Here is a 24987-nt window from a genome sequence, read left to right as displayed (position 1 = left end):
CGCTGCCTGCCCCCTCCCTCCTTTTTGCTTCCCCCCCTCCCCCCGCGCGTCGCTCTCGCTCTTCCCTCCCTTCTCTCCCCGCCCCCCCGCGCGGGCCCCCCCCCCCCCCCCCCCCCCCGACTTCTTAAAGCGTTTCTTCGCTGGGCTGGTTCAGGTGACCAGAAAAGACGATGCGGTAATCGACAGATGCGGAGAGAGGCTCGCGAAATGGATCTGGTTTGCGCCTCCGACGCCGTCGCTGTCGAAAGAAAGAGCTCCCGTCGAACTGTTGTAGATAATGTGATCGGAACTGTCATGCGCGGCTTTGCCGGCAAAGAAAGCGTCCGACGAGAGGCCCCCCTGATCGAGACCGGCAAAGATGGAATGATCGAGGTGGATTTTGTCCTGGGCTTTGTTGAAATCAGTGATCTTGTCGACGTTTCCAGCACCAAGGGCGGTACTGAACACGAAGGCATCTCTGCCCCCACGCCCGCTCAACGTATCGGCTCCGCCGCCGCCGTCGATCTTGTTGCTACCGGCATTGCCTTGAATGGTCTGTCCGAATTCGTTGCCGGTCAGATTGATGGCGGCCTTGCTGGATGCCTTGGTGGTTGCGAGTTGCTCGATATGCGAGCCAGCCGAAAGAGCGAAGCTCACCGAGGCAAGAACCTTATCGGCGCCGCTTCCTCTCTGCTCCACCACCTTGTCGTGGGCATTGTCGACGTAATAGGTGTCATTGCCGCCATAGCCGGTCATCTTGTCGGCGCCACCGCCACCATTGATCTTGTTGGCGCCGCCATTCCCATAGATGGCTTGACCGAACTCGTTGCCGGTCAGGTTGATGGACGCCCTGCCACCCGAACTGGCGGTGGAGAGCTGCTCGATATGTGAGCCCGCCGTAAGAGCGTAACTCACCGAGGCCACGACCTTGTCGACCCCGCCGCTTGGCGCTTCCATCACCTTGTCATGGGCATTGTTGACGAGATATTTGTCATTGCCCGTGGTCGCGTGAAAAACGTCTGCGCCGCGCGTGCCATGGAATATATGATCGCTGTCCGACGGGGCCGGCGCGGCGGGAGCAGGGGCGCCGGCGTCGCTTGGCGGCGTGGTCGGGGTATCGATCGGATCGCTTGCTGGAGGGGCGGCAGAGCCACCGGTGCTTTGGAGGTTGTGCTGCTGGAAGAAGGCCTGCAGTGCCGGCGAATTCTCCAGAGCTGTGTCTCCGTTCTGCGAGCCCCAGGCATAGGCATAATCGAAGGCAGGCGACGGAACCAGTGCTGCCCAATGATCTATCATCGTTTGCATCTGTTCCGTCGTTGGCATCTGATGCTTCCCGCCCGTGTCGGTCGTCCAGTTGCCACCGCCAAAAGTCTGGTAGACCGGAATGATCTTGTCGATCGGGATGCCGGACTTCACTGCCGCGCCCACGGCCCTGTCGATCATGTTGTAGTCGACCGTGCTCACGTCATCGCGCACCGGGTACGGGTCCAACCCGTAATAGTCGATGCCTGTATTGGCCGGATTATAGGTGTTGGAAAAATCCGGATTTGTAGGAGACCCCATATTCATCATGGTGACGAAGGTCTTGGCGCCCGGAAAATGGGAATGGATCCAATCCGATTCCGCTTTCAGGTTTTCGGCAGTTGCATATGTGCCCCACCTGCCGGTGGGATCTGGCTCGTCCATCAGGAAAAATCCGAACACCTTCGGGTTGTTCAGAAATGGTGTAACTTTTTCAATGAAGGAGGAGGTGACGCCGTCATGCGCGCCGAGATAGACGAGGCCTTTCATGCCGTCCGGCAAAGCATTGACCTGCGAGAGATATTGAACATCGACCAGGTTGAACCCGGCGGTTGCGACTTCGGTGGCTGATCCACCGGACGCATAATGGAGTGTCATCCAATGATCCTTTGGTTGATTCGATTTATGCCCCGCGTCTGCTTAGGTGATTGCTACATTAGGATGAAATCAAATACGAAACACAGCGAGATAGAATGTTTGATTGATCTAAGTTGTTGCTCAGTAGCAGGTATTTTGCTCAGCCGACCGTGGCACCTTTGAAAGTGTTTGGGAGCAAGGACATACGCCTCTTTTGCCGGCTCCGTTCTGACCAGTTCCTTTAGCGAAAATCGTCATTTTTCGTGAAGTTATCCCCAGACAGGGAGACGTCGGCGGCCGCGTTTCGCCGGTTCATGCCACGAATCCGCTGCATTTTCCTCAAAGTCGACGTATGTAAGCAGAGCGTAATAAGGGGGGCGACGGATAGCGGCTGCTATGCGCATCAAGAAAGGTTTGAGCCATCACAACTTACGGAAGTAACGGCGCGGCAGTGTCGCGCGAACGACCGCTGGTCATGAAAACATCGGGGGCTGGTTCTCCCGAGCTACGTTCCGCCATTCTCGCCTGCATGCCTGGGCTGCTTGGCGTGGCGCTGTTCTCGGCAGTGATAAACATTCTCGCTCTGACCGGTTCGGTCTATATGTTGCAGATTTACGATCGCGTTCTGCCGTCGCAGAGCGTTCCCACCCTGGTGGGGTTCACGATCGGCATGCTGGGTCTGTATGCGGTCCATGGGCTTCTGGATTTCGTGCGGCTTCGCGTGTTGGTCCGCATCGGCAGCCGTCTCTATAGGAATTTGCAGCAAAAGGTGTTCTCCATCTCCCTGTCCCTGCCGCTCAAGGCAGGGCGTGATGCGGACCGTCTGCAGCCTTTGCACGATCTTGACCGACTGCGCGGCTTTCTCTCCGGAACGGGACCGACGGTCATCTTCGACGCCCCGTGGATCCCCTTTTATCTGCTGATCATTTATTTGCTCCATCCTTCGCTCGGCCTGCTGGCGACGGTCGGCGCGATCGCTGTGGTCCTCTTAACAGCGATCGCGGAAGTGTTTAGCCGAGGCCCCGCCGCGCGTGCCTCGGAGGAGCTGCTGTCGCAGCGGGCGCTTGCCGATTCCGGCCGGCGCAACGCCGAAGTCGTTCACGCAATGGGGCTGTCTGGTCGACTGGCTCGACGCTGGAGCGACGTCAGCCGAGCCTATCTCGCCCAGCAGGAACGTCTCTCTGACGTCGTTGGTGGCGCCAGTTCGCTGTCGAAGGCCCTGCGGATGGCGTTGCAGTCCTGTGTTCTCGGTCTCGGCGCTTACCTGGTGATCGGCGGCGAGGCTTCACCTGGGGTGATCATCGCATCTTCCATTTTGCTTGGCCGCGCCTTGGCCCCGGTGGATGCTGCGATCGCAAACTGGAGAGGCTTTCTGTCGGCCCGGCGCAGCTATTCCGAGCTGGCAGCGGTCATGGCGGCATTCGGCCGCCAGGACGAGCCAATGGAGTTGCCTCGGCCGCAGGCGCGGTTTGCGGTCGAGCAATTGACCATTGCGCCGCCCGGCTTGCCAAAGCCAACCGTGGTGAATGTGAGCTTCCATCTGTCGAGAGGCGCTGGGATGGCCGTAATCGGCCCAAGCGGTTCCGGCAAGACAACTTTGGTGCGTTCGTTGGTCGGAGTGTGGAAGCCGCTCCATGGCTCGGTGAGATTGGACGGCGCCTCTCTCGATCAATGGAACTCGGAACAGCTCGGCGCCCATATCGGCTACATGCCGCAGGATGTGGAGTTGTTTGACGGCACGGTAGCAGACAACATTTCGAGGTTCCGAGGCAAGACGGATCCAAAAGGCGTCCTTGCGGCGGCAAGAGCAGCCGGCGTCGAGAAAATGATAATGCAATTCCCTCAGGGATTTCAGACCCGCATAGGCGAGGGCGGAGCGGCCCTGTCGGCAGGGCAGAGGCAACTCGTGGGTCTCGCCCGAGCACTTTATGGCGAGCCGTTTCTTGTCGTGCTCGACGAACCGAACTCGAACCTCGACGTGGACGGAGACGCTGCCCTGGCCGGCGCCATACGGACAGTGCGTCAGCGCGGGGGCATCGTCATTGTCGTTGCGCATCGTCCTTCGGCACTCGCGAATATCGATCAGGTGCTGGTTATGTCGAATGGGACGGTTCATGCCTTTGGCTCGCGCGAGCAGGTCTTGGCGAACGTGCTCCGACCTTCACCGCCTGTTTCACCTCGGCCATCTTCTTTGGCGCCGATACCGGGTGTTGCCGGACATGCATGAAGCTCTGCTCGAAACATTCGTCGCTTTCTCATCGTATGCTCGGACCCTTCGTGGCAGCAAACGGGCTGCCGTGAGCGCGCCAGATCTGTCGGACGGTATACGGGCCAACCTGATATTCGGTTTGGTGATTACAGGTCTGCTGGTCCTTGGCGGCGGCCTGTGGCTGGGGTTGACCAACATCGCCGGCGCTGTGGTTGCACCGGCCACCGTGGTGGTGGAAACCAACGTCAAGAAGGTCCAGCATCAAACCGGAGGCACAGTGGGCGGGATCTTCGCGCAGGACGGAGATCATGTACGAGCCGGCGACGTGCTGGTCAGACTGGATGACACGCTGACTCGCGCGAACCTGCAAATCATCAGTGAGGATCTCGATCGCGCGACCGTCCGGCTCGCTCGGCTGGAGGCTGAGCGAACGGGCCTGGCGGAAATGCAACTGCCGGTCGGCCTGAAGGCGCGAATGAACCAGCCGGAGCTGGCTGCGCTCGTCAATGGCGAGCGCGCGCTCTTTGAAACGCGCGCTTCGGCTTTGGCTGGACAGAAGGCACAGTTGAGAAGCCAATCCCAGCAACTTGAACGTCAGATCGACGGCCTCAAAGCGCAACAGAGCGCGGTGGATGAATCGGTTGCTCTGCTGAATAAGGATTTCGCCGACGTTGATTCCCTCTACGCCAAAAAACTCGTCTCCAAGGAGAGGGTGAGCAACATCAGGCTGGATGCCACCCGGGCCAGGGGAGAATCGGGGCGCCTCGCTGCCGCAGTAGCTGAAGCGCAGGCGCGCATTAGCGAAACGGGGTTGCAGATGCTGCAGCTGGATGACCAAAGGCGCACTGACGTGACGACCGAACTCCGCGAGACGGAAGCCAAGCAGACCGAACTCAACGAACGGAGGATTGTGGCCCAGGATGAATTGACCAAGACAACGATCCGCGCGCCGCAGTCCGGAACAATACAGGAATCGGCTGTCCATACCGTCGGCGGCGTTATCGCGCCTGGCGAGATGCTCATGACCATCGTGCCTGATGCCGACGATCTTGTGGTGGACGCGCTGATCCCTCCGTCGCGGGTCGACGACGTCCGGCCAGGGCAGCCGGTATCGATCCGTTTTCCGGCGTTCGACGTGGGAACCACTCCGGTCTGCCAAGGGTCAGTGAAACACATCTCGGCAGATCTGATTAAAGATCCGCAACGTCAGCTTTCCTATTTCTCGGCGCGGATCAAGGTCGAAAGCAAATCGAATTGCCTGACCGAAGCGAAGGTGCTGAGGCCAGGTATGCCCGCCGAGGTTCATATCCGCACCGATGAACGCAATGTCTGGTCTTATCTGTTGAAACCCTTTGCGGATCAGATGTCCAAGGCGTTTACGCAGTGATGGCGAGGAGGCGAGGCGAGTAGGATATCGGGATTTCTGGCGGCCCGACGGCTTTTTGGGGGCGGGCGGCCGTCGAGCCTAACCGGCGGCGCGGGGATGAAGCGCCTCCGGCTGGAGGAAACATGCGCGTTATGTGCCGCTACCGCATCATTCGAATAGCGAGGCAGTTTGTCCGCTGTCGGTAGTTTTTTGCCCAATGAAATAAACGAACGCGAATGGCGGATGGCGGGCGAGCGGAACCGCAACATTACCCATCAAAGATCAATGTTGCTGTGGTGCGAATTGCGGGGGCGGCCAATCCCCGTGGGCGTCGTGCTGGCAGGAGCTTGCGCAGCCATCGAGCATCACTGGACGGTGGCCTGAGGCGAGTTTGCCAGCCGTGATCTTGCAAAGACTTTTCTATCCCCGTCCAAAATATGCCTGGTACCACTCGACGAACCGCCCCACCCCTTCGGTCACTGTCGTCGTCGGGCGGTAGCCGACCGCCTGCTCCAGCGCCGAGGTGTCGGCGAAGGTATCGGGCACGTCGCCGGGCTGCAGCGGCAAGAGTTCGACGATGGCTTTGCGGCCCAGCGCGTTTTCCAGCGCCTCGACATAGGCGGTCAGCTTCACCGGGTTGTTGTTGCCGATGTTGAAGATGCGCCAGGGGGCGCTGCTTGTGGCCGGATCGGGACGGCTGGAGTCCCAGGCGGCATTGCCCGTGGCCGGGCTGTCGCTGGCGCGGATCACGCCTTCGGCGATGTCATCGACATAGGTGAAGTCGCGCGTGTGATTGCCGTTGTTGAACAGCTTGATCGGCGCACCGGCCAGGATGTTCCTGGTGAACAGGAACAGCGCCATGTCCGGGCGACCCCAGGGACCATACACCGTGAAGAAGCGAAGCCCGGTCGTCGGCAATCGGAACAGATGGCTGTAGCTGTGCGCCATCAGCTCGTTGGCGCGCTTGGTCGCGGCGTAGAACTGCAGCGGATGGTCGGCCGGACGATGTTCGGAAAACGGCATGTCGGTGTTGGCGCCGTAGACACTCGACGTGCTGGCATAGGTCAGGTGCGCGACGGCGCTGTTGCGGCAGGCCTCCAGCATGTTGGTGTAGGCGATGATGTTGCTTTCGACATAGGCATGCGGGTTTTCCAGGCTGTAGCGAACCCCGGCCTGGGCGGCGAGATGGATCACCCGGTCGAATGCATGGTCGGCAAAGCAGGCGTCGACCACGCTCTTGTCGGCGAGATTGCCGCGGATGAAATGATAGCCGGCATTGGTCTTGCGGCTCGCCTCGTCCAGGAGCCGCAGCCTCGCCTCCTTGATCTGCGGATCGTAGTAGTCGTTGACGTTGTCGATGCCGACGACCTCGTCACCGCGCTCCAGCAGCCGCTTGGCTACGTGATACCCTATGAAGCCGGCCGCGCCGGTGACCAGAACCCTCATCAGAAGCGCCCATCCGTAACATGCCTGGGGAACAGACCCTTGATGTCGTAGATGACGCCCGGGGTCTTGGAGGACATTAGCTGATCTGGTCGCGCGGAGTTACCCTCGCCGTGAGGTGAAGGCAAACCGGTGATAGGAGGCTCAACCAAGATCGATATTCGCACTTACAAACCTTCGGTCTCTTCGTCGTCGAGCATCTGTCACCTCAGCGCACCCTTGTCTGCGCGTGTGGGACGCCGGCTTTGTACCCAACCGAATACAGGCACGGGAGTTCCATTCCTGCACGGAATGGGGTGGGAGAGCCGCACTTCATTGCTGGCGATGCTGAATAGGCGCCATGAACCAGCTTCGCTGATCCTGGCGCTCACCGGCGTGCCCTTCAGCTCCTCAAATCGGGATCCCGTTCGGGAAAAACGAGACTGGCCAATGGACGCCCGATCGTCTCGCTGCTCCAAACGTCCGCTCCTGGCTCTTGGAGCTGTAAGGGGTGCCATGTCGGCTGGATTACCGCCCCCAGACGACGGCATTCTCGTGCCGTTTGATGATGTGCTTCAGATTCTCGAAGGCGGTCGTGACGTGGCCGGCGAAGCGCTCTGCCGCCGGCGAGCGCGGTCCGCTGACCCGGCGCAGGATGCCGAGTGAGCGGCTGGGCTGCGGAATTTCATAGGGCAGCACCGTCACCCGGTTTTCCTTGCGCTGCGCGAAGACCACGGAGAATGGCAGCACCGCCAGCGCATCGGTTTCGGCAAGGAAGTTGATCACGCTCATCAGCGAGCCTCCCGAATAGCGGACGTTGAGGTCCGACATGCCGATGCTCATCAGGATCATCTGCAGGTCCGACATCAGCGGAGAGCCGGGTAGGGGGGCTACCCAGGGAAAGCTGGTCAGGTCATGCGCCCTGAGGCGGCGATTTCGCAGCAGGGGATGGTCGGGCCGGCAAGCCACGACGTTGCGTCCGGGCAGGATTTCGGTGAATTCGAAGCCGGGTCCCAGGTCGAGCACGCCGATCGGCACGATCCCGAGATCGATCTGGTTGCTCTCCAGCGCCGCGACCATCTCGGGCAGGTTCATATAGCTTTGCTGAACGGTGACCTCGGGTTCGAGCTTCTGGAATTCTCCGATCATCCGGCTGATCATCGCATCCATGAAGAAGGGCACGCCGCCGACACGGACGACGCCCTTCGTGCCTTTCATGAAGCCCTGGACCGCATCCGACGCCTTGCGCGACGCGGTGATGATCGTGCGGCCCTGCGCCGCCAACTGGAAGCCGAGCGGTGTCGCCTGCAGCGGCCGGCGACCCTTGAGGAAAAGCGGCTCGCCCACCCGCGCCTCCAGCATGGCCAGCGATCGACTGACCGCCGGCTGGGTCAGGCCCAGCATAGCGGCTCCTTCCGACACGCCGCCGGCATCCAGCACCGCGGCGAGCTGCATGAGGTGGCGCTCGTTCAGCTTCATAGCAAAACGCTATACAAGGGACGCCACATCTCATCAAGCATCGCGTCGGGCCGTGCTATCCCGCTTGGCAAGGGGAAGGGAGGCCCCGGCGGAATGCACGGCCAGCACGACCCGAAGCGAGATGAATTCCCCAAGGCGATCTCGACGCAGGCCGAGGAATTCTCACGGCGCCTGACGGCAATGGGCCAGTCCCGCCTGGCGGCGGCGGCGCAGGCAGCCGTCGACGGTTTGCACGCGCTGATCGTCGAGCTGCGACCCTCGGGCGAGGAGTTCCGTCAGGCGATCGATTTTCTGACCGAGGTTGGCCACTACGCCGATGCGCGGCGCCAGGAATGGGTGCTGTTCGCCGACGTCCTGGGCGTGTCGTCGCTGATCGAGGATCAGAACAGCCCGCGCCCTGTTGGGGCGACCCCAAACACCCTGGCCGGCCCCTTCTACCGGGCCGACGTGCCGGTGATGCCGCTCGGCGCGAACATCTCGCGCGATCACAAGGGCGAGCCGCTGGAGGTTGCGGGCCGGATCGTCGCGCTCGACGGCGATGCGATCGGCGATGCGATGGTCGAGATCTGGCAGGCCAATGCCGAGGGTCTCTACGAGAACCAGGAACCCGACAGGCAGCCGGAATTCAATTTGCGTGGACGGTTCCGCACCGATCCGCAGGGACGCTTCGTCTTCGTGACGGTGAAGCCGAAGGGCTACACGCTGCCATCGGACGGACCGGTCGGTCAATTGATGTCGGCGCTTGGCCTTGGCCTCGAGCGGCCGGCCCATATCCATTTTCGCGTCTCGGCGGAGGGCTTCGAGACGCTGACGACCCACATCTTCGACCGGTCGGACCCTGCGATCGGCCGGGATGCCATCTTCGGGGTCAAACCCGAACTCATGGCCGAGTTCCGCGCGCTGCCGCCCAACGGAGGAAAACGGAAGCACGCGCTCGACCTCAACCTCGTGCTCTGTCCACAGCGGCGGGGCGAAACCGAAACCTCTGGGAGGAGATGACCGATGGCACGTGTCAGCGGCTACCACCATTTGACGCTCTCGACCGACAGCGCTCAGGAAGATTTTGATTTCTATACCAAGGCACTGGGCCTGCATTCGGTGAAGCGCACCGTCTTGTTCGACGGCGTCATCCCTGTCTATCACCTCTATTACGGCTCGCCCAACGGCGATGCCTCGACGATCATCACCACCTTCCCGTTCCGCAAGCCAGGCGTCTATGGCCGCCGCGGGTCCAACCAGTCGCGCACCATCATGCAGTCGATTCCCAAGGGGGCCGCGGATTTCTGGGTCGACCGGTTGAACGCGCGCGGCATCGAGGCCATCAAGATCACTCGTTTTGGCGCCGACCGTGCGGCTTTCGCACATCCCTGCGGCATTCCGCACGAGCTGGTGGAAAGCGACAGGGATACGCGCGCGCCGATCACCAACGAGGCGCAGGGCATCGGCAAGGCGCACGGCATCAAGGGAATATACGGCGCCGTGGTGGCGGTGATGGACCGCACTGCGATGGACGACTTCCTGACCATCGCGTTGCCGCTGGAGAAAGAGGCTGACGACCATGAGGGACTGGTGTTCCGCGTGCCCGACGCGACCGGCGTCGCTCAGCGCGTGGAGGTCATTGTCGACCGCGACAGCCCGCAGGGCACCTGGACGCTGGCGGGCGGTACGATCCACCACCTCGCCCTCAACACCGGCGACGAAGAGAACCAGCTGAAACTGCGCGCTCATATCGAGGGTCTCGGCTTCACGGATATATCGGAGCAGAAGGACCGCAACTACTTCAAGTCCTGCTATGTCCGCTCGCCCGGCGGCGCGCTGTTCGAAATTGCCTGGACCACGCCGGAAGGCTGGGCCAAGGACGAGCCTCCGGGCCAGATCGGCAAGACGCTGGTCTTCCCGCCGTGGTTCAAAGATCGTGAGAGCGAATTGCAGGTCGGCCTGGAAGAGGCGGACTTCACGTGAGTTCAGGCAGCGGTCCGCTCCGGCTTGGGCCAAGAGGCCCGGAGGCGAAGGCGATCTGCGTCTTCGTCCACGGCCGTGGCCAATCGCCCGAAGAGATGCAGTCCCATGTGCTGTCGCGGCTTTCCGCAACCGCCGTGGCCTTTATCCTGCCGCGTGCACCACACGGCATGTGGTGGGAGGCGCGTGCCGTCGACCCGTTGACGCCGGTCGCCCGGGCGCAGCTTTCCGACGCGCTCGACCACCTTGCGGCCGCAATGGTCGCGGCGCGGGCCGAACTGCCCGGACTGCCGCTTCTTCTCGCGGGCTTCTCGCAAGGGGCGTGTCTGTCGATCGAATACCTCTGCGCGGGGCTGCCGCCGCCGGATGCTTTGGCGGCCTTCACGGGCTGCCGTGTCGGCGTTCCGGCGGACGAAAGATCCGAGGCCGCGCCGGCCGGAATGCCGATCTATCTTTCCGGCGGCGATGCCGATCCCTGGATACCAGTCTCGGCGTTTGCCGATGCCGCGCAGTCGCTGGGCCGCATTGGCGCGAGCCTGCGGGCCGATCTCTTCCCGGGACGGGGCCATGAGGTCTCGGACGCCGAGATCGTCATGCTGGGCACGATCCTCGACGACCTCGCGGCCGGGCGCGGCCCGCGCATGGAGGCGGCGCGATGATGGACAGCTTCACCTTTCCGGGCCTGACGACACGGGTGGTCTTCGGTGCCGGCACCATAGCTCGCGTCGAAGAGGAAGTCCGGCGGCTCGGCCATGACAAGGTGATGGTGCTTTCGACACCGCATCAGATGGGCGATGCGGAAAGACTGGCCGTAAGCCTTGGTGGCCTCGCCGCCGGGATCTTTGCCGGCGCGGTCATGCATACCCCTGTCGAGGTCACGGAAAAGGCCGTCGGTGCCTTCCGCGGCAGCGGCGCTTCGGCGGTCGTCAGCCTCGGCGGCGGCTCGACCACCGGGCTCGGCAAGGCCATTGCCGTGCGCACGGGCGCCGACCAGGTGGTCATTCCCACCACCTATGCCGGCTCGGAAATGACCGACATCCTCGGCGAGACGGCGGCCGGCGAGAAGACTACCCGCCGCTCGCCGGACATTCGCCCCGAGACGGTGATCTACGACGTCGATCTGACACTGAGCCTGCCGGTAAGTCTCACCGTCACCTCGGCGATGAACGCGATCGCTCATGCGATGGAGGCCTTGTATGCCCCCGATCGCAACCCGGTGATCGTGCTCATGTGCAGGGATGCCATGATTGCCTTCAAGGACGGCATTCCAAGGCTGATCCGCGACCCGCAGGATCGCGCGGCGCGGACGCAGGCGCTCTATGCGGCCTGGTGCTGCTCGACCGCGCTCGGCTATGTCTCGATGGCGCTGCATCACAAGCTGGCGCATGTCTTCGGCGGCTCGTTCGATACGCCGCATGCCGAGACCCACGCCATCCTGCTGCCGTACACGACCGCCTTCAACGAAACGGCGGTGCCTGATCTGTTGCGTCCGATCACTAGGGCATTCGGTGGTGGCTCGGCGGGCGGCGGGCTCTGGGATTTCGCACAGTCGGTCGGCTCCCCGCTGAGCCTGAAGGCGATCGGCATCGAGGAGGCCGATCTCGACCGCGCGGCGGCGATCGCGGCCAAGAATGCCTATGCGAATCCGAGGCCAATCGATCCAGGATCGATAAGGGAACTCCTTCAGGCGGCGTGGGAGGGACGCCGTCCGGGGGCTTGAGAATAAAACAAGAGGGAGGAACTACACATGATCACAAGACGTAGCCTACTGAAAGCCTCGGCGGCGACAGGCCTGGCGCTGGCCGGTTCGCGCCTGGCGACGCCGGCCATCGCGCAAGGCGCCAAGATCCGCCTGGGCTATGTTTCGCCGCAGACCGGGCCGCTTGCCGGCTTCGCGGAGAGCGATGCCTACAACATCAAGGCCTTCCTCGCTTCCGAGGCAGGCAAGAACTTCGAGGTCATCGTCAAGGACAGCCAGTCGAACCCCAATCGCGCGGCCGAGGTGGCGAAGAGCCTGATCGTCGATGACGAGATCAACCTGATGCTCGTCGGCTCGACGCCCGAGAACACCAACCCAGTGGCCACCACCTGCGAGGCGGAGGGCGTGCCGGTCATCTCGACGATGGCGCCGTGGCAGCCCTGGTTCATCGGCCAGCAGGGCAGTCCGGCCGATCCGGCCTCGTGGAAGCCTTTCAACTTCGGCTATCATTATTTCTGGGGTCTCGAAGACATCATCGCCGTCTACACCGGCATGTGGAAGCAGCTTTCCACCAACGGCAAGGTGGGCGGGCTGTTCCCCAACGATGCCGACGGCAATGCCTGGGGCGACCCGAAGAATGGGTTGAAGCCCGGCCTCGACGCCGCCGGCTTCAGCCTTGCCGATCCTGGCCGCTATCAGAACCTTTCGGACGATTTCACCGCGCAGGTCAACGCCTTCAAAGCCGCCAATGCCGAGATCGTTACCGGGGTGGTCATTCCGCCCGACTTCACCACCTTCTGGAACCAGGCCCGCCAGCAGGGCTTCAAGCCCAAGGCGGTGACGGTGGCCAAGGCGATCCTTTTCCCGCAATCGGTCGAGACGCTCGGCGACGCCGGCCACAACCTCTCGTCCGAGGTCTGGTGGTCGGCCTCGCATCCGTTCAAATCGTCGCTGACGGGCGAGAGTTCGGCCGAACTCGCTGCGGATTTCACCGCCAAGACCGGCCGTCCCTGGACCCAGCCGATCGGTTTTGTCCATTCGCTGTTCGAGGTGGCGGCCAATGTCATGGGCCGCGTGTCGGATCCAACCAATGCCGAGGCGATCGCGGCGGCGATAGCGGCCACCGACATGACGACGGTAGTGGGCAAGGTGGCCTGGAGCGGTGCGGGATTGCCACCTTTCGCCGCGAAGAACGTCTGCAAGACGCCGCTCGTTGGCGGGCAGTGGCGCAAGAAGGCCGGTGGCGGCTTCGATCTGGTGATCGTCGAAAACGCCGGCGCCTCCCAGATACCCACCGCCGGCAAGATGGAAGCCCTGGCCTGACGCTGCCGAGGGCGGCTGATACCGCCGCCCTCGTTCGGCGCGACCCAAGGATGACAGTGATGATACTCAGGCTGGAAAACGTTTCGAAGTCCTTCGGCGCCTTGAAGGTTGCGGATTCCGTGACCGTCAGCGTGCCGCGCGGCGAAGCGCTGGGCATTATCGGCCCGAACGGCGCCGGAAAATCGACGCTCTTCAACCTGATCACCGGCAATCTGTTTGCAAATGAGGGTCGCATCGAATTGCTCGGCCGCGACGTGACCCGTGCTCCGGCGATGGAGCGGGCGCGCATGGGCGTTGGCCGCAGCTTCCAGATTCCGCAGCCTTTCGAGGGGCTGACCGTGTTCGAAAATCTCTTGACCGCTGCCGCCTTCGGCCGCGGCGGACGCGAGGCCGAGATGGTCGACGATTGCGCTGGTATCCTCGAGGAGACGGAGCTTCTCAGGAAGGCCAATTTCGTGGCCGGCTCGCTGAGCCTTCTCGACCGCAAGCGCCTCGAACTCGCCCGCGCCCTGGCGACAGGCCCTGAGCTTCTGCTTCTGGACGAGATCGCCGGCGGTCTGACGGAGGGCGAATGCAAGGCCCTGGTCGCGACGATCAAGGCGATCCATGCCAGGGGCACGACAATCATCTGGATCGAGCATGTGCTGCACGCCCTGAATTCGGTGGTAGAGCGGCTTCTCGTGCTGGATTTCGGGCGTGTGATCGGGATCGGTGCGCCTGATGAGATCATGGCCTCGAAGGCGGTTCGCGAAATCTATCTGGGGCTCGAGGTCTGATGCTGGAAACGCGCGGCCTCACCGCGAATTACGGCCAGTTCCGGGCGCTGTTCGGTGTGGATATCACTGTCGCGGTGGGCGAATGCGTGGCGATCATCGGCGCCAACGGCGCCGGAAAATCCACGCTGATGCGCTCGATCACGGGCGTGATCGGCAATGAGCCCGGCATGGTGCTGCACCGGGGCGAGCCGATCGGCGCGCTGTCTTCGGCCGAGATCATGAAGCGCGGCATCGCCATGGTGCCGGAAGGACGCCGGCTGTTCCCCTCGCTGACCGTCGAGGAAAATCTGCTGGTCGGCGGGCAGGCGCGCAAGGTGCCGGGGCCGTGGAGCCTCGACGCCGTCTATGACCTTTTTCCGATCCTGCGCGAGCGGCGCAAGAGCCCCGGCACAGCGCTCTCGGGCGGCCAGCAGCAGATGGTGGCGATCGGCCGGGCGCTGATGTCGAACCCCGAATTACTGCTCTGCGACGAGATCTGCCTCGGCCTGGCGCCGGTCGTCATCCGCGATATCTACGCAGCCCTTCCCAAGATCCGCGAAGGAGGCGCCGCGATCGTGCTGGTGGAGCAGGATATCGGCAAGGCGCTGGCGGTGGCCGATCGCGTCTACTGCATGATGGAGGGCCGCGTCACGCTGGCCGCCAGGGCGGCCGAGGTCACGCGCGAAGACATCCATTCCGCCTATTTCGGAGTGGCGGCATGACGCGGCAACCGAGGCTCCGTCATTTGCTCGCGCAGTGCTCTTATGGCGTGATCGAGGTGGCGCGGCGATGATCTGGCTGGACACCCTCGTGCAGGGGATTCTGCTGGGCGGGCTCTATGCCTTGTTCGCAGCGGGGTTGAGCCTCGTCTTCGGCATCATGCGGCTGGTGAACCTCGCCCATGGCGACCTCATCATTCTTGCCGCCTATCTGGTGTTGATGGGCGTCACGCTGCTCGGCCTGTCGCCATGGATCGCTGCCCTGATCGCCATGCCGGTGATGTTCGCGCTCGGCTGGCTGCTACAGACAGTCATACTGAACCGCGTGCTGGGCAAGGACATCCTGCCGCCGCTTCTCGTCACGTTCGGCCTGTCGGTTGCCCTGCAGAACGGGCTGCTCGAGCTCTTTTCCGCCGACAGCCGCCGCATCCCGGTGGGCGCGTTGGAGGGGGCATCGCTCGATCTCGGGCTGGTCACGGTGGGGATCATGCCATTGATGACCTTTGCGTCGGCGATCGTGATGATCATTGCCCTGAACGGGCTCTTCTACCACACCGCCCTCGGCCGTGCCTTCCGCGCCACCTCGGACGACGCCGTGACGGCGGGGCTGATGGGGATAGAGCCGAAGCGGATTTTCGCGATCGCCACCGGGATCGCAATGGTCGTGGTGACGCTGGCGGCGCTCTATCTCGGCATGCGCGCGAACTTCGACCCCTCGATCGGGCCGGCGCGGCTGATCTATGCCTTCGAGGCGGTGATCATCGGCGGCCTCGGCAGCCTGTGGGGAACGCTTGCCGGCGGGATCATCATCGGCGTGGCGCAGACGTTTGGCGCCGCGCTGAATCCGGAATGGCAGATCCTGGCCGGCCACATCGCCTTCCTGGCCGTGATGCTGCTCAAGCCGCGCGGGCTTTTTCCGCGCGCAGTGGATTGAGGGCGGCATGTATCGACTGACAACCCGCACCCGCGCCGGAACCGTGACCGCGATCATCGTGCCGATCTTCATCGTCGCCGCGCTCGCGCTGCCTGCCGTGGCCTCGCGTGGCGTCATACAGGATCTCTTCTTCATCCTCACCATGCTGACGCTGGCGCAGATATGGAACCTGCTGGCGGGCTATGGCGGCCTGGTGTCGGTGGGCCAGCAGGCTTTCGTTGGCATCGGCGCCTATGCGATGTTCGCCGGCGTGATCCTGCTCGGCTGGAATCCGGTCCTGGCGATCCCGCTGGGCGGCCTTGCCGCTCTGGTGCTGGCGGTTCCGACGGCCTTCTTCGCGTTCCGTTTGCAGGGCGCCTATTTCGCCATCGGCACCTGGGTGATCGCCGAAGTGACGCGACTGCTGGTCGCGCAGTGGAAGGCGCTCGGTGGCGGCACCGGCACCTCGCTGCCGCGCGAGGCGACGAGCAGTATCCTGGGCACCGATGCGGTCCGGGCGCTGTTCGGGGTCCGCGAGGCCGCGGCACGCGATGTTATGGCCTACTGGCTGGCTTTGGCGCTGCTCGTGGCCGTGACGGGAGGCATTTATTGGCTGCTGCGCAGTCGCCTCGGGCTGGCGCTGGCGGCCGTGCGCGACAATGTCGACGCGGCGCAATCGGTGGGCGTCGATACCGGCCGGCTCAGATGGGCGGTCTTTCTGATCGCCGCGGCCGCCACCGGGCTGACCGGCGCGCTGATCTTCCTGCAGACGGCCCGCATCTCGCCGAGCGCGGCCTTTGCCGTCACCGACTGGACCGCCAACGTCATCTTCATTGTCGTCATCGGCGGCATCGGCACCATCGAGGGGCCGATCCTCGGTGTGCTGGTCTTCTTCGCGCTGCGCTCGGCGCTGGCCGATTACGGCAGCTGGTACTTGATGACGCTCGGCCTCATCGCCGTCGTCGTGATGCTTTTTGCGCCAAAGGGGCTGTGGGGGCTGATTGCGTCCCGCAAGGGCCTGCACCTGTTTCCGGTCCGCCGCAGGCTGACCGGTCCGAAGATCAAGGGAGGAATTTGATGGCGGATATCGAAACCGACGTGCTGATCGTCGGCACTGGCCCAGCCGGCTCGGCCACCGCCGCGCTGCTGTCCAGCTACGGCGTCGCCAACATGATCGTCAATCGCTATCGCTGGTTGTCGAACACGCCGCGTGCCCACATCACCAACCAGCGCACGATGGAAGTGCTGCGCGACCTCGGTCCGGATGTCGAGGCAGAGGCCATGATGCACGCCTCGCCGCAGGAGCTGATGGGCGAGAACGTGTTCTGCGAAAGCCTGGCCGGCGAGGAGATCGGCCGCATGAAGAGCTGGGGCATCCACCCGCTCTCGAAGGCCGAACATCTCCTGTCGTCGCCCTGCCTCATGAACGATCTGCCGCAGACCTTCATGGAGCCGATCCTGTTCAAGTCGGCGTGTGCCCACGGGACGCAAGCACGCATGAGCACGGAATATGTCAGCCATGTCCAGGACGGGGACGGCGTGACCACGACCTGCCGCGATCGGCTGTCGGGCAAGGATTTCACCGTGCGGTCGAAGTTCTTCGTCGGTGCCGACGGCGGCAACTCGCTGGTGGCCGAGCATCTGGGCCTGCCGCTCGAGGGCAAGATGGGCGTCGGCGGGTCGATGAACATCCTGTTCAGGGCCGATCTCTCGAAGTATGTCGCCCACCGACCGAGCGTCCTCTACTGGGTCATGCAGCCCGGCGCCGATGTCGGCGGCATCGGCATGGGTCTGGTTCGCATGGTGAGGCCGTGGACCGAGTGGCTGATCGTCTGGGGCTACGACATCAACCAGCCGCCGCCGGACGTGACGCCGGAACTGGCCACCAGCGTCGCGCGTCAACTGGTCGGAGATCCCGCGCTCGAGATCGAGCTCCTGGGCGCGAACACCTGGACCGTGAACAACTGCTTCGCCACGCACATGCAGAAGGGGCGGGTGTTTATCATGGGCGATGCCGCGCACCGGCATCCGCCCTCGAACGGGCTCGGCTCGAACACATCGATCCAGGACGGGTTCAACCTCGCCTGGAAGCTTGCCAAGGTCATCAAGGGGCAGGCGGGGGTCGGGCTTCTGGACAGCTTCTCGGCCGAGCGCGCACCGATCGCGCGCCAGATCGTGACACGGGCGAACCAGTCCATCGCCGAATTCGGACCGATCTTCGAGGCGCTCGGCATGGACGGCGGCGTGGATCACGACAAGATCCAGAGGAACATGGAGGCTCGCGCCGATGCGACGCCCGTCGCCGAAGCGCAGCGCGAGGCGCTCCGCAAGGCCATCGCCTTCAAGAAGTACGAGTTCGACGCCCATGGCGTCGAGATGAACCAGCGCTATGCCTCGGGCGCGGTGGTGACCGACGGCCAGCGCGAGCCGGCCTTCGAGAAGGATCGCGAGCTGCACTATGCGCCGACAACCTGGCCGGGCGCGCGCTTGCCGCATGTCTGGGTCTTCGAGCGCTCGGGCAGGAAGGTCTCGACGCTCGATCTTTGCGGGCATGGCGAGTTCACGCTGTTGACCGGCATTGGCGGAGAGGCGTGGGTCGCCGCGGCGGAGACGGTGGGCGCGGAGCTCGGTCTGCCGATCCGCAGCCATGTGATCGGCCCGCGCCGCGCGATCGAGGATCATACCGGCGACTGGGCCGGCGCACGGGAGATCCGCGACACCGGCTGCCTGATCGTCCGTCCCGACCACCACGTCGCCTGGCGCTCCGAAACGCTGGCGGCCGAGCCGGCGGCCGAACTGCGCCGGATCTTCAAATCCGTTCTGGCGCGCTGAGGAGGATCGCATGATCGACGAACACGAATCCGGCTATTTCACCGAAGCGAACTCGGCCGAGGTCGTGGTGGCGCGGAACAGGAACGCCAAGGACGAGCGGCTCAAAGAGGTGATGGAGGTCATCACCCGCAAGCTGCACGAGGCGGTGAAAGAGATCGAGCCGACACAGGAGGAATGGTTCGGCGCGATCATGTTCCTGACGCGGACAGGCCAGATCTGCAACGAGTGGCGGCAGGAATACATCCTGTTGTCGGATGTTCTCGGTATCTCGATGCTGGTCGATGCGATCAACAACCGCAAGCCGTCGGGCGCCTCGGAATCGACGGTGCTGGGACCCTTCCACGTCGCCGACGCCCCCGAGCTGCCGATGGGCTCCAACATCTGCCTCGACCAGAAGGGCGAGCCCATGTTCGTGCATGGCCGCATCCTCGATACCGAGGGCAACCCGATCGCAGGCGCCAAGATCGACGTCTGGCAGGCCAATGACGAGGGCTTCTACGACGTGCAGCAGAAGGGCATCCAGCCCGACTTCAACTTGCGCGGCGTCTTTCGCACCGGCACGGACGGGCGCTACTGGTTTCGGGGCGTGAAGCCCAAATACTACCCGATCCCGGATGATGGCCCAGTCGGCAAGCTGCTGGGCGCGCTGGGGCGTCACCCCAATCGTCCGGCGCATCTCCACTACATCGTCGAGGCCGAGGGCTTCGAAGCGCTGACCACGCACATCTTCGACCCGGACGACCCGTACATCGATTCAGATGCCGTCTTCGGCGTGAAGAAGAGCCTGCTCGCCGAATTCCGCAAGGTCGAGGACGCCGAAGCTGCCGCCAGGGTCGAGGTTGCGTCCCCGTTCTACGACGTGGAGTTCGATTTCGTGCTGTCGCGCAAGGGAGGAAACTGATGGCTGCACTTGAGAAGATGTTCGATGTCAGGGGCAAGTCGGTGATCGTCACCGGCGGCGCCAGCGGCATCGGACAGGCCTATGCCGAGATCATGGCCGAGCATGGGGCAAAAGTCTGCATCTTCGACCTGAACCCAACGGGGCTGGAGAAGACCGTGACGGCGATCAAGGCGGCGGGTGGCGATGTCTGGGGCGAGGCCGTCGACGTCGGCGACCGTGCGGCCATGGCCGCAGCCTTCGACAAGGTGGCCGGGAAAGCGGGCTCGATCGACGTGGTGTTCGCCAATGCCGGGATTGATGCCGGACCGGGCTTCAACACCCCGACGGGCGAAAGGAACCCCGAGGGCGCCATCGAGAACCTGCCCGACGAGCACTGGGACAAGGTGATCGAGATCAACCTGACCTCGGTCTACACCACGATCAAACATGCCGTCCGGCACATGAAGCCGAATGGCGGCGGCCAGATCATCGTCACGTCGTCCATTGCATCGCTGATCAACGAGAGCATCGTGGGCACGCCCTACATGCCCGCCAAGGCCGCGGTGAACCATCTCGTTCGCCACATGGCGATGGAGCTTGGCGCCTACAACATCCGCATCAATGCCATCCTGCCCGGACCGTTCATCACCAACATCGCCGGCGGTCGGCTGCGCAATCCGGCGGACCGCGAGGCCTTCGAGGCCCAGTCGCTGCTCGGTCGGATCGGCGACCCGGAAGAGATCAAGGGCCTGGCGCTTTATCTGGCGTCGCCTGCCGCTTCCTACGTGACGGGCTCGCTGATCGTCATCGATGGCGGCTCGCTGCTGCGGATGACCTGAACACGCTTTGAACTGAGACCGGTCCCGTGGGCCGGAGAAACTTAACCCAGGGAGGAACCGACGATGAGCTACTACAACAGACTGGTGAAATCGGGCTTGCGGCCCAGCCGTCGAAGCGTGCTGAAGGGGATTGGAGCCGGCGTTGCCGCCAGCACGCTGGGCATGCCGGCCTATGTGCGCGCCGCGACGGCGGGGAAGATCAAGCTGGGCTACCTCAGCCCCACGACCGGTCCGCTCGCCCTCTTCGGCGAAACGGATGGCTACACCTTGCAGAAGATCCGCGCTCTGCTCGGCGGCCAGCTGCAGTGCGCCGACGGCAATACTTACGAGATCGAGATCCTCGATCGCGACAGCCAGTCCAATCCGAACAAGGCATCGGAAATCGCCGGCAACCTCATCCTGAACGACGAGGTGCATCTGCTCGTCCCGGCGTCGACCACCGACACGATCCTGCCCGCCGCCGAGCAGGCCGAGCTCTATGAGACCCCTTGCATTTCCTCCGGCGCTCCCTGGCAAGCGGTGATCATGCCGCGCGGCGGCGGCAAGCAGACCTTCGACTGGACCTATCATTTCTTCTGGGGCCTCGACGAGGCGCTGAACACCTTCGTCGGACTCTGGAACCATCTGGAGACCAACAAGAAGGTCGGGATGCTGTTTCCCCAGAACATCGACGGCGAGACCTGGGGCAACGACGAATATGGCCTGCCGGCGCCGACCCGCAAGGCCGGCTACGAGGTCGTGGTGCCCGGTTATTTCCAGCCGCGCACCAATGATTTCTCCGCGCAGATCGCCGAGTTCAAGAAGCAGGGCTGCGAGATCATCGGCGGCATCACCTATCCCGACGATCTGAAGACGTTCGTCACCCAGTGCAACCAGCAGGGCTTCAAGCCGAAGGCGGTCACGGTGGCGGCGGCGCTCCTGTTCCCGGGCGGTGTCGAGGCGATGGGGCCGCTTGGCAACGGCATGTCCTCGGAGGTCTGGTGGACCCCGGCCTTCCCGTTCAAGTCGTCGCTGACCGGGCAGATCAGCAGCGACATCGCCAGCCAATGGGAGGCCGATTCGAAGCGCCAGTGGACGCAGCCGCTGGGCTATTCGCATGCCTTGCTCGAGGTCGCGCTCGACATCCTGAAGCGCTCTTCCAATCCGCTCGACCGTGCGGCCAATCGTGACGCTCTGGTCGCTACCGATCTGCAGACGCTGGTCGGTCATATCAAGTTCGACGGCTCGCCCCACAAGAACATCTGCAAGACGCCGATCTTCGGCGGCCAGTGGGTGAAGGGTGAGAAATGGCCTTATGACCTGAAGATCGTCGACAACACGGTCAATCAGCTCTTCGCGCCGCAGCAGGCTATCCAGCCGATCGCCTGGTGACATGAGCGGGAACGCGGGCAGAGTTATGGGTAGGGAAATCCTGCTGAAAGCGCACGGCGTGTCGAAGTCCTTCGGCGCTGTCCGCGTCCTGCATGACGTGAGTTTCGACGTGCATAGGGGCGAGGTCCTGGGCATCCTAGGCCCGAATGGCGCGGGCAAAACGACGCTGTTCAACATGATCAGCGGCGATTTGAAGACGTCCGGCGGCGAGATCCAGCTCGGCGACACCGCGCTTCGCGGCGAGCCGCCCTTCCGGCGTTGCCAGATGGGGATCGGGCGGACCTATCAGATCCCGCGTCCCTATTCCGGCATGACCACCTTCGAAAACCTGCTGGTCGCCGCCGCTTTCGGGGGCGGCCGGTCCGAGAAGCAGAGCTATGCTTTCTGCGCCCAGGTCCTGCGCGATTGCGAGCTCTCCGACAAGGCCAATGTCTCGGCCGGCGCTCTCACTCTGCTCGATCGCAAGCGGCTGGAGTTGGCGCGCGCGCTGGCGTCGGATCCGAAGCTGCTGCTGCTGGACGAGATCGCGGGTGGGCTGACCGACGATGAATCGAAGGCGCTGGTAGCGCTGGTGCGCCGCATCCGCGACCGTGGCATCACCATCGTGTGGATCGAGCATGTGTTGCACGCGCTACTGGCGGTGGCCGACCGGTTGTTGGTGCTGAACTTCGGCGAGAAGATCGCTGAAGGCGTGCCTGCCGAAGTGATTGCGCTGCTCGAGGTCCAACGCGTCTACATGGGGATCGAGGCATGACGGCCGTTCTTTCCACCCACGGGCTATTGGCCCGCTATGGCGATTTCCAGGCGCTCTACGGCGTCGACATCGAGCTGCACCAGGGTGAGGCCGTGGCCTTGATCGGCGCCAACGGGGCAGGAAAATCTACACTCCTGCGTTCGATCATGGGCCTGCTCCCGGTCCGGCGCGAGATGGTGCTGCTGCACGGGGAGGCCGTTGGCGGCACCACCACCGACCGCATGGTGCAGAAGGGTGTCGCCATCGTGCCGGAGGGCCGCCGGCTCTTCACCGGCATGTCGGTCGAGGACAATCTGCGCGTCGCCATCGACCAGGCCGCGCGCATAGGCGCCAAGGGCGGATGGACGCTGCCGCGGTTGCATCAGCTGTTCCCGATCCTCAAGGAGAAGGCCCGCACGCAGGTCCAGAGCCTCTCGGGCGGGCAGCAACAGATGGTGGCGATCGGCCGCGCGCTGCTCTGCCAGCCGCGCGTGCTGCTCTGCGACGAGATCAGCCTTGGTCTTGCGCCGAAGGTGATCCGCGAGATCTATGCCGCCTTGCCCGAAATCCGCGCCACGGGAACGGCGATGATCGTGGTCGAACAGGATGTCGGCCTCGCCCGGTCCGCCTCGGACCGCCTCTACTGCATGCTCGAGGGGCGCGTGACCCTGACCGGCAGGTCCGCCGAAATCACGCGCGAACAAATCGGCAAAGCCTATTTTGGAGCAGGCCATGGAGTGGTTTGACGCCTTGGTGCAAGGGATCCTGCTGGGCGGCATGTATGCCCAGTATGCGCTCGGCATGGCGTTGATGTTCGGCGTCATGCGGATCGTCAACATCAGCCATGGCGATCTTGTGATCCTTTTGTCGCTGATTGGCATCTCGATCGCCACGGCCTGGGGTCTGGGGCCGCTGCCTGTGCTGATCGTACTGGTGCCGCTCGCGGTGCTGATGGGCTGGGTGCTGCAGAAGGCCGTGCTGAACCGGGTGGTAGGGAGCGATCCGCTGCCCTCGCTGATCGCGACCTTCGGACTGTCGATCGCGCTGCAGAACCTGATGCTGCAGATATGGTCCGCGAACAGCCGATCGTTGCCCGGCCATGGAATAGAGAGTCAATCCATCGAGATCGGCGGTATCTATGTCGGCCTCCTGCCGCTGATCGTGCTGGCCGTCGCCACGGGATTGACAGGAGGCCTCGACCTGACGCTAAAGCGCACGCGCTTCGGCCGCGCGCTCCGCGCCGCGTCGGCCGATGTCGAGGCGGCGGCGATGACCGGCATCAACCCGCGCGCCGTCTATGCGATGGCGACAGCGGCGGCGGTCGGCATCCTCGGCTTTGCCGCCGTCTTCCAGGCGTTGCGGTCGACCGTTGCGCCGGCCGATGGACCTGCCCAGCTGATCTACGCGTTCGAAGCGGTGATCATCGGCGGCATGGGTACGGTATGGGGCGCCTTCGCCGGCTCGATGGTGCTCGGCATCTCGCAGGCCATCGGCTTCCGCATCGATCCGGGCTTCGGCGTGCTTGCCGGACATATCGTCTTCCTGATCGTGCTGGCGACCCGTCCACAGGGCCTGTTCGGAAAGGCATTGTCATGAGCGCAATCCCCTATGCTGCAACCGAAGTGCCCGAGGTCCTGGTCCAGCGCCAGACCCGGTCGGGTCGGATCGCGATGACGCTGGCGGTGCTGGTGCTGATTGGGGTCGCTATCATGCCGTGGTGGGCGTCGACCGGCACGATCCGATCGGTTCTGGTGCTGTGCTGCTATATCGCCGTCGCGCAGATGTGGAACCTGCTCGCCGGCTATGCCGGCCTCGTCTCGGTGGGCCAGCACGCGTTCATGGGGGCGGCCGGCTATGCGCTTTTCGTGTTGGCGCAGACTTACGGCATCAATCCGTTTCTGGCGGTCTTCCTTTCGCTCCTGGTGCCGGCCGCGCTGGCCGTGCCGATCTACCTGCTGCTGCATCGCCTGGATGGCCCCTATTTTTCGATCGGCACATGGGTGGTGGCCGAGGTATTCCGGCTGGCCGCCTCGAATCTCCCGCTCGTCAATTCCGGCGCGGGGATGTCGCTTCGCGTGATGAAGGACTATTCGGCCTTCGAGCGGAATGTCGCCATGTCGCTGCTCTGCGCGGGGATGCTGCTCGTCACGCTGGGCGGCAGCTATTGGCTGCTTCGCTCGCGCTTCGGCCTTGCGCTGATCGCCATGCGCGACAATCCGGTCGCGGCCGCGAGCCAGGGCGTGAATGTCGTCAAGCTGCGCTTCCTGATCTACGTCGCGTCGGCGGTCGGCTGCGGCCTTGCGGGCGCCATCTATTTCATGGCGCAACTGCGCATCACCCCGGGTTCGGCCTTTGATCCGATGTGGGCGAACGTCGCGATCTTCATCGTCATGGTCGGCGGGATAGGGTCCATCGAGGGCGTTCTGATCGGATCCCTGATTTTCTTCATCGCGGACCGCTGGTTCGGTGAATACGGCGCGAGCTATTTCGTCGTCCTCGGCCTGATGACGCTGCTGGTGGCGCTCTACGCCCGCACCGGCATCTGGGGCCTGATCTCGAAACGGTGGGATGCGCCATGGTTCCCGATCCGACGCAGGCTCGTCGATCCGAACCGCTGAGAGGGAGGGTTTT

General features: G+C 63.6%; 22 protein-coding genes. 19 read left to right on the top strand and 3 right to left on the bottom strand.

Features of this window, described 5'->3' with window-relative positions:
- Positions 1-150: 150 nt before the first annotated feature.
- Positions 151-1770 carry a calcium-binding protein gene (locus tag NKJ11_RS04115; RefSeq protein WP_245273057.1) on the bottom strand — a complete coding sequence of 540 codons (1620 nt, stop codon included), beginning with the start codon at positions 1768-1770 and terminating at the stop codon, positions 151-153.
- Between the two features lie 562 nt (positions 1771-2332).
- Here NKJ11_RS04115 and NKJ11_RS04110 point away from each other — a divergent pair.
- Entirely contained in the window at positions 2333-4084 is a 1752-nt protein-coding gene (locus tag NKJ11_RS04110; protein WP_031212338.1) for a type I secretion system permease/ATPase, read from the top strand.
- Complete coding sequence (locus NKJ11_RS04105) at positions 4077-5453, top strand: HlyD family type I secretion periplasmic adaptor subunit (protein WP_023808938.1); 1377 nt, start codon at positions 4077-4079, stop codon at positions 5451-5453. The genes NKJ11_RS04110 and NKJ11_RS04105 overlap by 8 nt, the downstream gene beginning before the upstream one ends.
- Before the next feature lie 399 nt (positions 5454-5852).
- On the opposite strand, the gene NKJ11_RS04100 is transcribed toward NKJ11_RS04105, so the two are convergent.
- Together NKJ11_RS04100 and NKJ11_RS04095 are read right to left on the bottom strand one after the other, a co-directional pair.
- Complete coding sequence (locus NKJ11_RS04100) at positions 5853-6878, bottom strand: NAD-dependent epimerase (RefSeq protein ID WP_352751126.1); 1026 nt, start codon at positions 6876-6878, stop codon at positions 5853-5855.
- Between the two features lie 504 nt (positions 6879-7382).
- Positions 7383-8333: a LysR family transcriptional regulator gene (locus tag NKJ11_RS04095; RefSeq protein ID WP_023808937.1), complete on the bottom strand. Its 951-nt coding sequence runs from the start codon at positions 8331-8333 to the stop codon at positions 7383-7385.
- Positions 8334-8426: 93 nt separating this feature from the next.
- Here NKJ11_RS04095 and NKJ11_RS04090 point away from each other — a divergent pair, with 93 nt between their 5' ends.
- The 17 genes from NKJ11_RS04090 (at position 8427) to NKJ11_RS04010 (ending at position 24974) form a co-directional block, all read left to right on the top strand.
- On the top strand, positions 8427-9332 hold the full coding sequence (locus tag NKJ11_RS04090; RefSeq protein ID WP_023808936.1) for a dioxygenase family protein: 906 nt from the start codon (positions 8427-8429) through the stop codon (positions 9330-9332).
- 3 nt (positions 9333-9335) lie between these two features.
- Positions 9336-10295 (top strand): VOC family protein, encoded by a 960-nt coding sequence (locus tag NKJ11_RS04085; RefSeq protein WP_023808935.1) that lies wholly within the window; start codon positions 9336-9338, stop codon positions 10293-10295.
- Entirely contained in the window at positions 10292-10951 is a 660-nt protein-coding gene (locus NKJ11_RS04080) for an alpha/beta hydrolase (RefSeq protein ID WP_023808934.1), read from the top strand. Before NKJ11_RS04085 ends, NKJ11_RS04080 begins: the two co-directional genes overlap by 4 nt.
- Positions 10948-12012 carry a maleylacetate reductase gene (locus NKJ11_RS04075; protein WP_502905782.1) on the top strand — a complete coding sequence of 355 codons (1065 nt, stop codon included), beginning with the start codon at positions 10948-10950 and terminating at the stop codon, positions 12010-12012. The genes NKJ11_RS04080 and NKJ11_RS04075 overlap by 4 nt, the downstream gene beginning before the upstream one ends.
- Before the next feature lie 27 nt (positions 12013-12039).
- The gene (locus NKJ11_RS04070; protein WP_023808932.1) at positions 12040-13314 is read left to right on the top strand and encodes an ABC transporter substrate-binding protein; all 1275 of its coding nucleotides are present in this window, start codon (positions 12040-12042) and stop codon (positions 13312-13314) included.
- Between the two features lie 59 nt (positions 13315-13373).
- Positions 13374-14090, top strand: coding sequence for an ABC transporter ATP-binding protein (locus NKJ11_RS04065; protein ID WP_352556029.1), 717 nt, complete (start codon positions 13374-13376; stop codon positions 14088-14090).
- Positions 14090-14791, top strand: a complete 702-nt coding sequence (locus NKJ11_RS04060; protein WP_352792728.1) for an ABC transporter ATP-binding protein — start codon at positions 14090-14092, stop codon at positions 14789-14791. The genes NKJ11_RS04065 and NKJ11_RS04060 overlap by 1 nt, the downstream gene beginning before the upstream one ends.
- 67 nt (positions 14792-14858) lie before the next feature.
- Positions 14859-15722, top strand: coding sequence for a branched-chain amino acid ABC transporter permease (locus NKJ11_RS04055; RefSeq protein ID WP_352556025.1), 864 nt, complete (start codon positions 14859-14861; stop codon positions 15720-15722).
- Between the two features lie 7 nt (positions 15723-15729).
- A complete protein-coding gene (locus tag NKJ11_RS04050) occupies positions 15730-16779 on the top strand; it encodes a branched-chain amino acid ABC transporter permease (protein ID WP_023808928.1) in 1050 nt (349 codons plus the stop codon).
- Positions 16779-18533, top strand: coding sequence for an FAD-dependent oxidoreductase (locus NKJ11_RS04045; RefSeq protein ID WP_128302305.1), 1755 nt, complete (start codon positions 16779-16781; stop codon positions 18531-18533). Before NKJ11_RS04050 ends, NKJ11_RS04045 begins: the two co-directional genes overlap by 1 nt.
- Positions 18534-18543: 10 nt before the next feature.
- Positions 18544-19434: an intradiol ring-cleavage dioxygenase gene (locus NKJ11_RS04040; RefSeq protein WP_128302306.1), complete on the top strand. Its 891-nt coding sequence runs from the start codon at positions 18544-18546 to the stop codon at positions 19432-19434.
- Positions 19434-20252 (top strand): SDR family NAD(P)-dependent oxidoreductase, encoded by an 819-nt coding sequence (locus NKJ11_RS04035; protein WP_128302307.1) that lies wholly within the window; start codon positions 19434-19436, stop codon positions 20250-20252. The genes NKJ11_RS04040 and NKJ11_RS04035 overlap by 1 nt, the downstream gene beginning before the upstream one ends.
- Before the next feature lie 63 nt (positions 20253-20315).
- On the top strand, positions 20316-21623 hold the full coding sequence (locus NKJ11_RS04030) for an ABC transporter substrate-binding protein (protein WP_128302308.1): 1308 nt from the start codon (positions 20316-20318) through the stop codon (positions 21621-21623).
- A 25-nt stretch (positions 21624-21648) separates the two neighbouring features.
- The gene (locus tag NKJ11_RS04025) at positions 21649-22377 is read left to right on the top strand and encodes an ABC transporter ATP-binding protein (protein WP_128302309.1); all 729 of its coding nucleotides are present in this window, start codon (positions 21649-21651) and stop codon (positions 22375-22377) included.
- The gene (locus NKJ11_RS04020) at positions 22374-23102 is read left to right on the top strand and encodes an ABC transporter ATP-binding protein (RefSeq protein ID WP_128302310.1); all 729 of its coding nucleotides are present in this window, start codon (positions 22374-22376) and stop codon (positions 23100-23102) included. Before NKJ11_RS04025 ends, NKJ11_RS04020 begins: the two co-directional genes overlap by 4 nt.
- Positions 23089-23952 (top strand): branched-chain amino acid ABC transporter permease, encoded by an 864-nt coding sequence (locus tag NKJ11_RS04015; RefSeq protein WP_128302311.1) that lies wholly within the window; start codon positions 23089-23091, stop codon positions 23950-23952. The genes NKJ11_RS04020 and NKJ11_RS04015 overlap by 14 nt, the downstream gene beginning before the upstream one ends.
- Positions 23949-24974 (top strand): branched-chain amino acid ABC transporter permease, encoded by a 1026-nt coding sequence (locus NKJ11_RS04010; RefSeq protein ID WP_128302312.1) that lies wholly within the window; start codon positions 23949-23951, stop codon positions 24972-24974. The genes NKJ11_RS04015 and NKJ11_RS04010 overlap by 4 nt, the downstream gene beginning before the upstream one ends.
- The last annotated feature ends 13 nt before the right edge of the window (positions 24975-24987 follow it).

The organism is Mesorhizobium sp. M0243 (genome assembly GCF_040321775.1).
Lineage (GTDB): Bacteria > Pseudomonadota > Alphaproteobacteria > Rhizobiales > Rhizobiaceae > Mesorhizobium.
This window is presented reverse-complemented; position numbering and strand designations above follow the sequence as displayed.

Excerpts from the sequence above, each read along its gene's own strand:
- NKJ11_RS04115 (WP_245273057.1), bottom strand. The coding sequence starts at position 1,770 with ATGAAAGGCCTCGTCTATCTCGGCGCGCATGACGGCGTCACCTCCTCC.
- NKJ11_RS04060 (WP_352792728.1), top strand. The coding sequence starts at position 14,090 with ATGCTGGAAACGCGCGGCCTCACCGCGAATTACGGCCAGTTCCGGGCG.
- NKJ11_RS04025 (WP_128302309.1), top strand. The coding sequence starts at position 21,649 with ATGGGTAGGGAAATCCTGCTGAAAGCGCACGGCGTGTCGAAGTCCTTC.
- NKJ11_RS04075 (WP_502905782.1), top strand. The coding sequence starts at position 10,948 with ATGATGGACAGCTTCACCTTTCCGGGCCTGACGACACGGGTGGTCTTC.
- NKJ11_RS04090 (WP_023808936.1), top strand. The coding sequence starts at position 8,427 with ATGCACGGCCAGCACGACCCGAAGCGAGATGAATTCCCCAAGGCGATC.
- NKJ11_RS04100 (WP_352751126.1), bottom strand. The coding sequence starts at position 6,878 with ATGAGGGTTCTGGTCACCGGCGCGGCCGGCTTCATAGGGTATCACGTA.
- NKJ11_RS04045 (WP_128302305.1), top strand. The coding sequence starts at position 16,779 with ATGGCGGATATCGAAACCGACGTGCTGATCGTCGGCACTGGCCCAGCC.
- NKJ11_RS04065 (WP_352556029.1), top strand. The coding sequence starts at position 13,374 with ATGATACTCAGGCTGGAAAACGTTTCGAAGTCCTTCGGCGCCTTGAAG.
- NKJ11_RS04095 (WP_023808937.1), bottom strand. The coding sequence starts at position 8,333 with ATGAAGCTGAACGAGCGCCACCTCATGCAGCTCGCCGCGGTGCTGGAT.
- NKJ11_RS04055 (WP_352556025.1), top strand. The coding sequence starts at position 14,859 with ATGATCTGGCTGGACACCCTCGTGCAGGGGATTCTGCTGGGCGGGCTC.
- NKJ11_RS04015 (WP_128302311.1), top strand. The coding sequence starts at position 23,089 with ATGGAGTGGTTTGACGCCTTGGTGCAAGGGATCCTGCTGGGCGGCATG.
- NKJ11_RS04070 (WP_023808932.1), top strand. The coding sequence starts at position 12,040 with ATGATCACAAGACGTAGCCTACTGAAAGCCTCGGCGGCGACAGGCCTG.
- NKJ11_RS04110 (WP_031212338.1), top strand. The coding sequence starts at position 2,333 with ATGAAAACATCGGGGGCTGGTTCTCCCGAGCTACGTTCCGCCATTCTC.
- NKJ11_RS04030 (WP_128302308.1), top strand. The coding sequence starts at position 20,316 with ATGAGCTACTACAACAGACTGGTGAAATCGGGCTTGCGGCCCAGCCGT.
- NKJ11_RS04105 (WP_023808938.1), top strand. The coding sequence starts at position 4,077 with ATGCATGAAGCTCTGCTCGAAACATTCGTCGCTTTCTCATCGTATGCT.
- NKJ11_RS04010 (WP_128302312.1), top strand. The coding sequence starts at position 23,949 with ATGAGCGCAATCCCCTATGCTGCAACCGAAGTGCCCGAGGTCCTGGTC.
- NKJ11_RS04085 (WP_023808935.1), top strand. The coding sequence starts at position 9,336 with ATGGCACGTGTCAGCGGCTACCACCATTTGACGCTCTCGACCGACAGC.
- NKJ11_RS04020 (WP_128302310.1), top strand. The coding sequence starts at position 22,374 with ATGACGGCCGTTCTTTCCACCCACGGGCTATTGGCCCGCTATGGCGAT.
- NKJ11_RS04040 (WP_128302306.1), top strand. The coding sequence starts at position 18,544 with ATGATCGACGAACACGAATCCGGCTATTTCACCGAAGCGAACTCGGCC.
- NKJ11_RS04035 (WP_128302307.1), top strand. The coding sequence starts at position 19,434 with ATGGCTGCACTTGAGAAGATGTTCGATGTCAGGGGCAAGTCGGTGATC.
- NKJ11_RS04050 (WP_023808928.1), top strand. The coding sequence starts at position 15,730 with ATGTATCGACTGACAACCCGCACCCGCGCCGGAACCGTGACCGCGATC.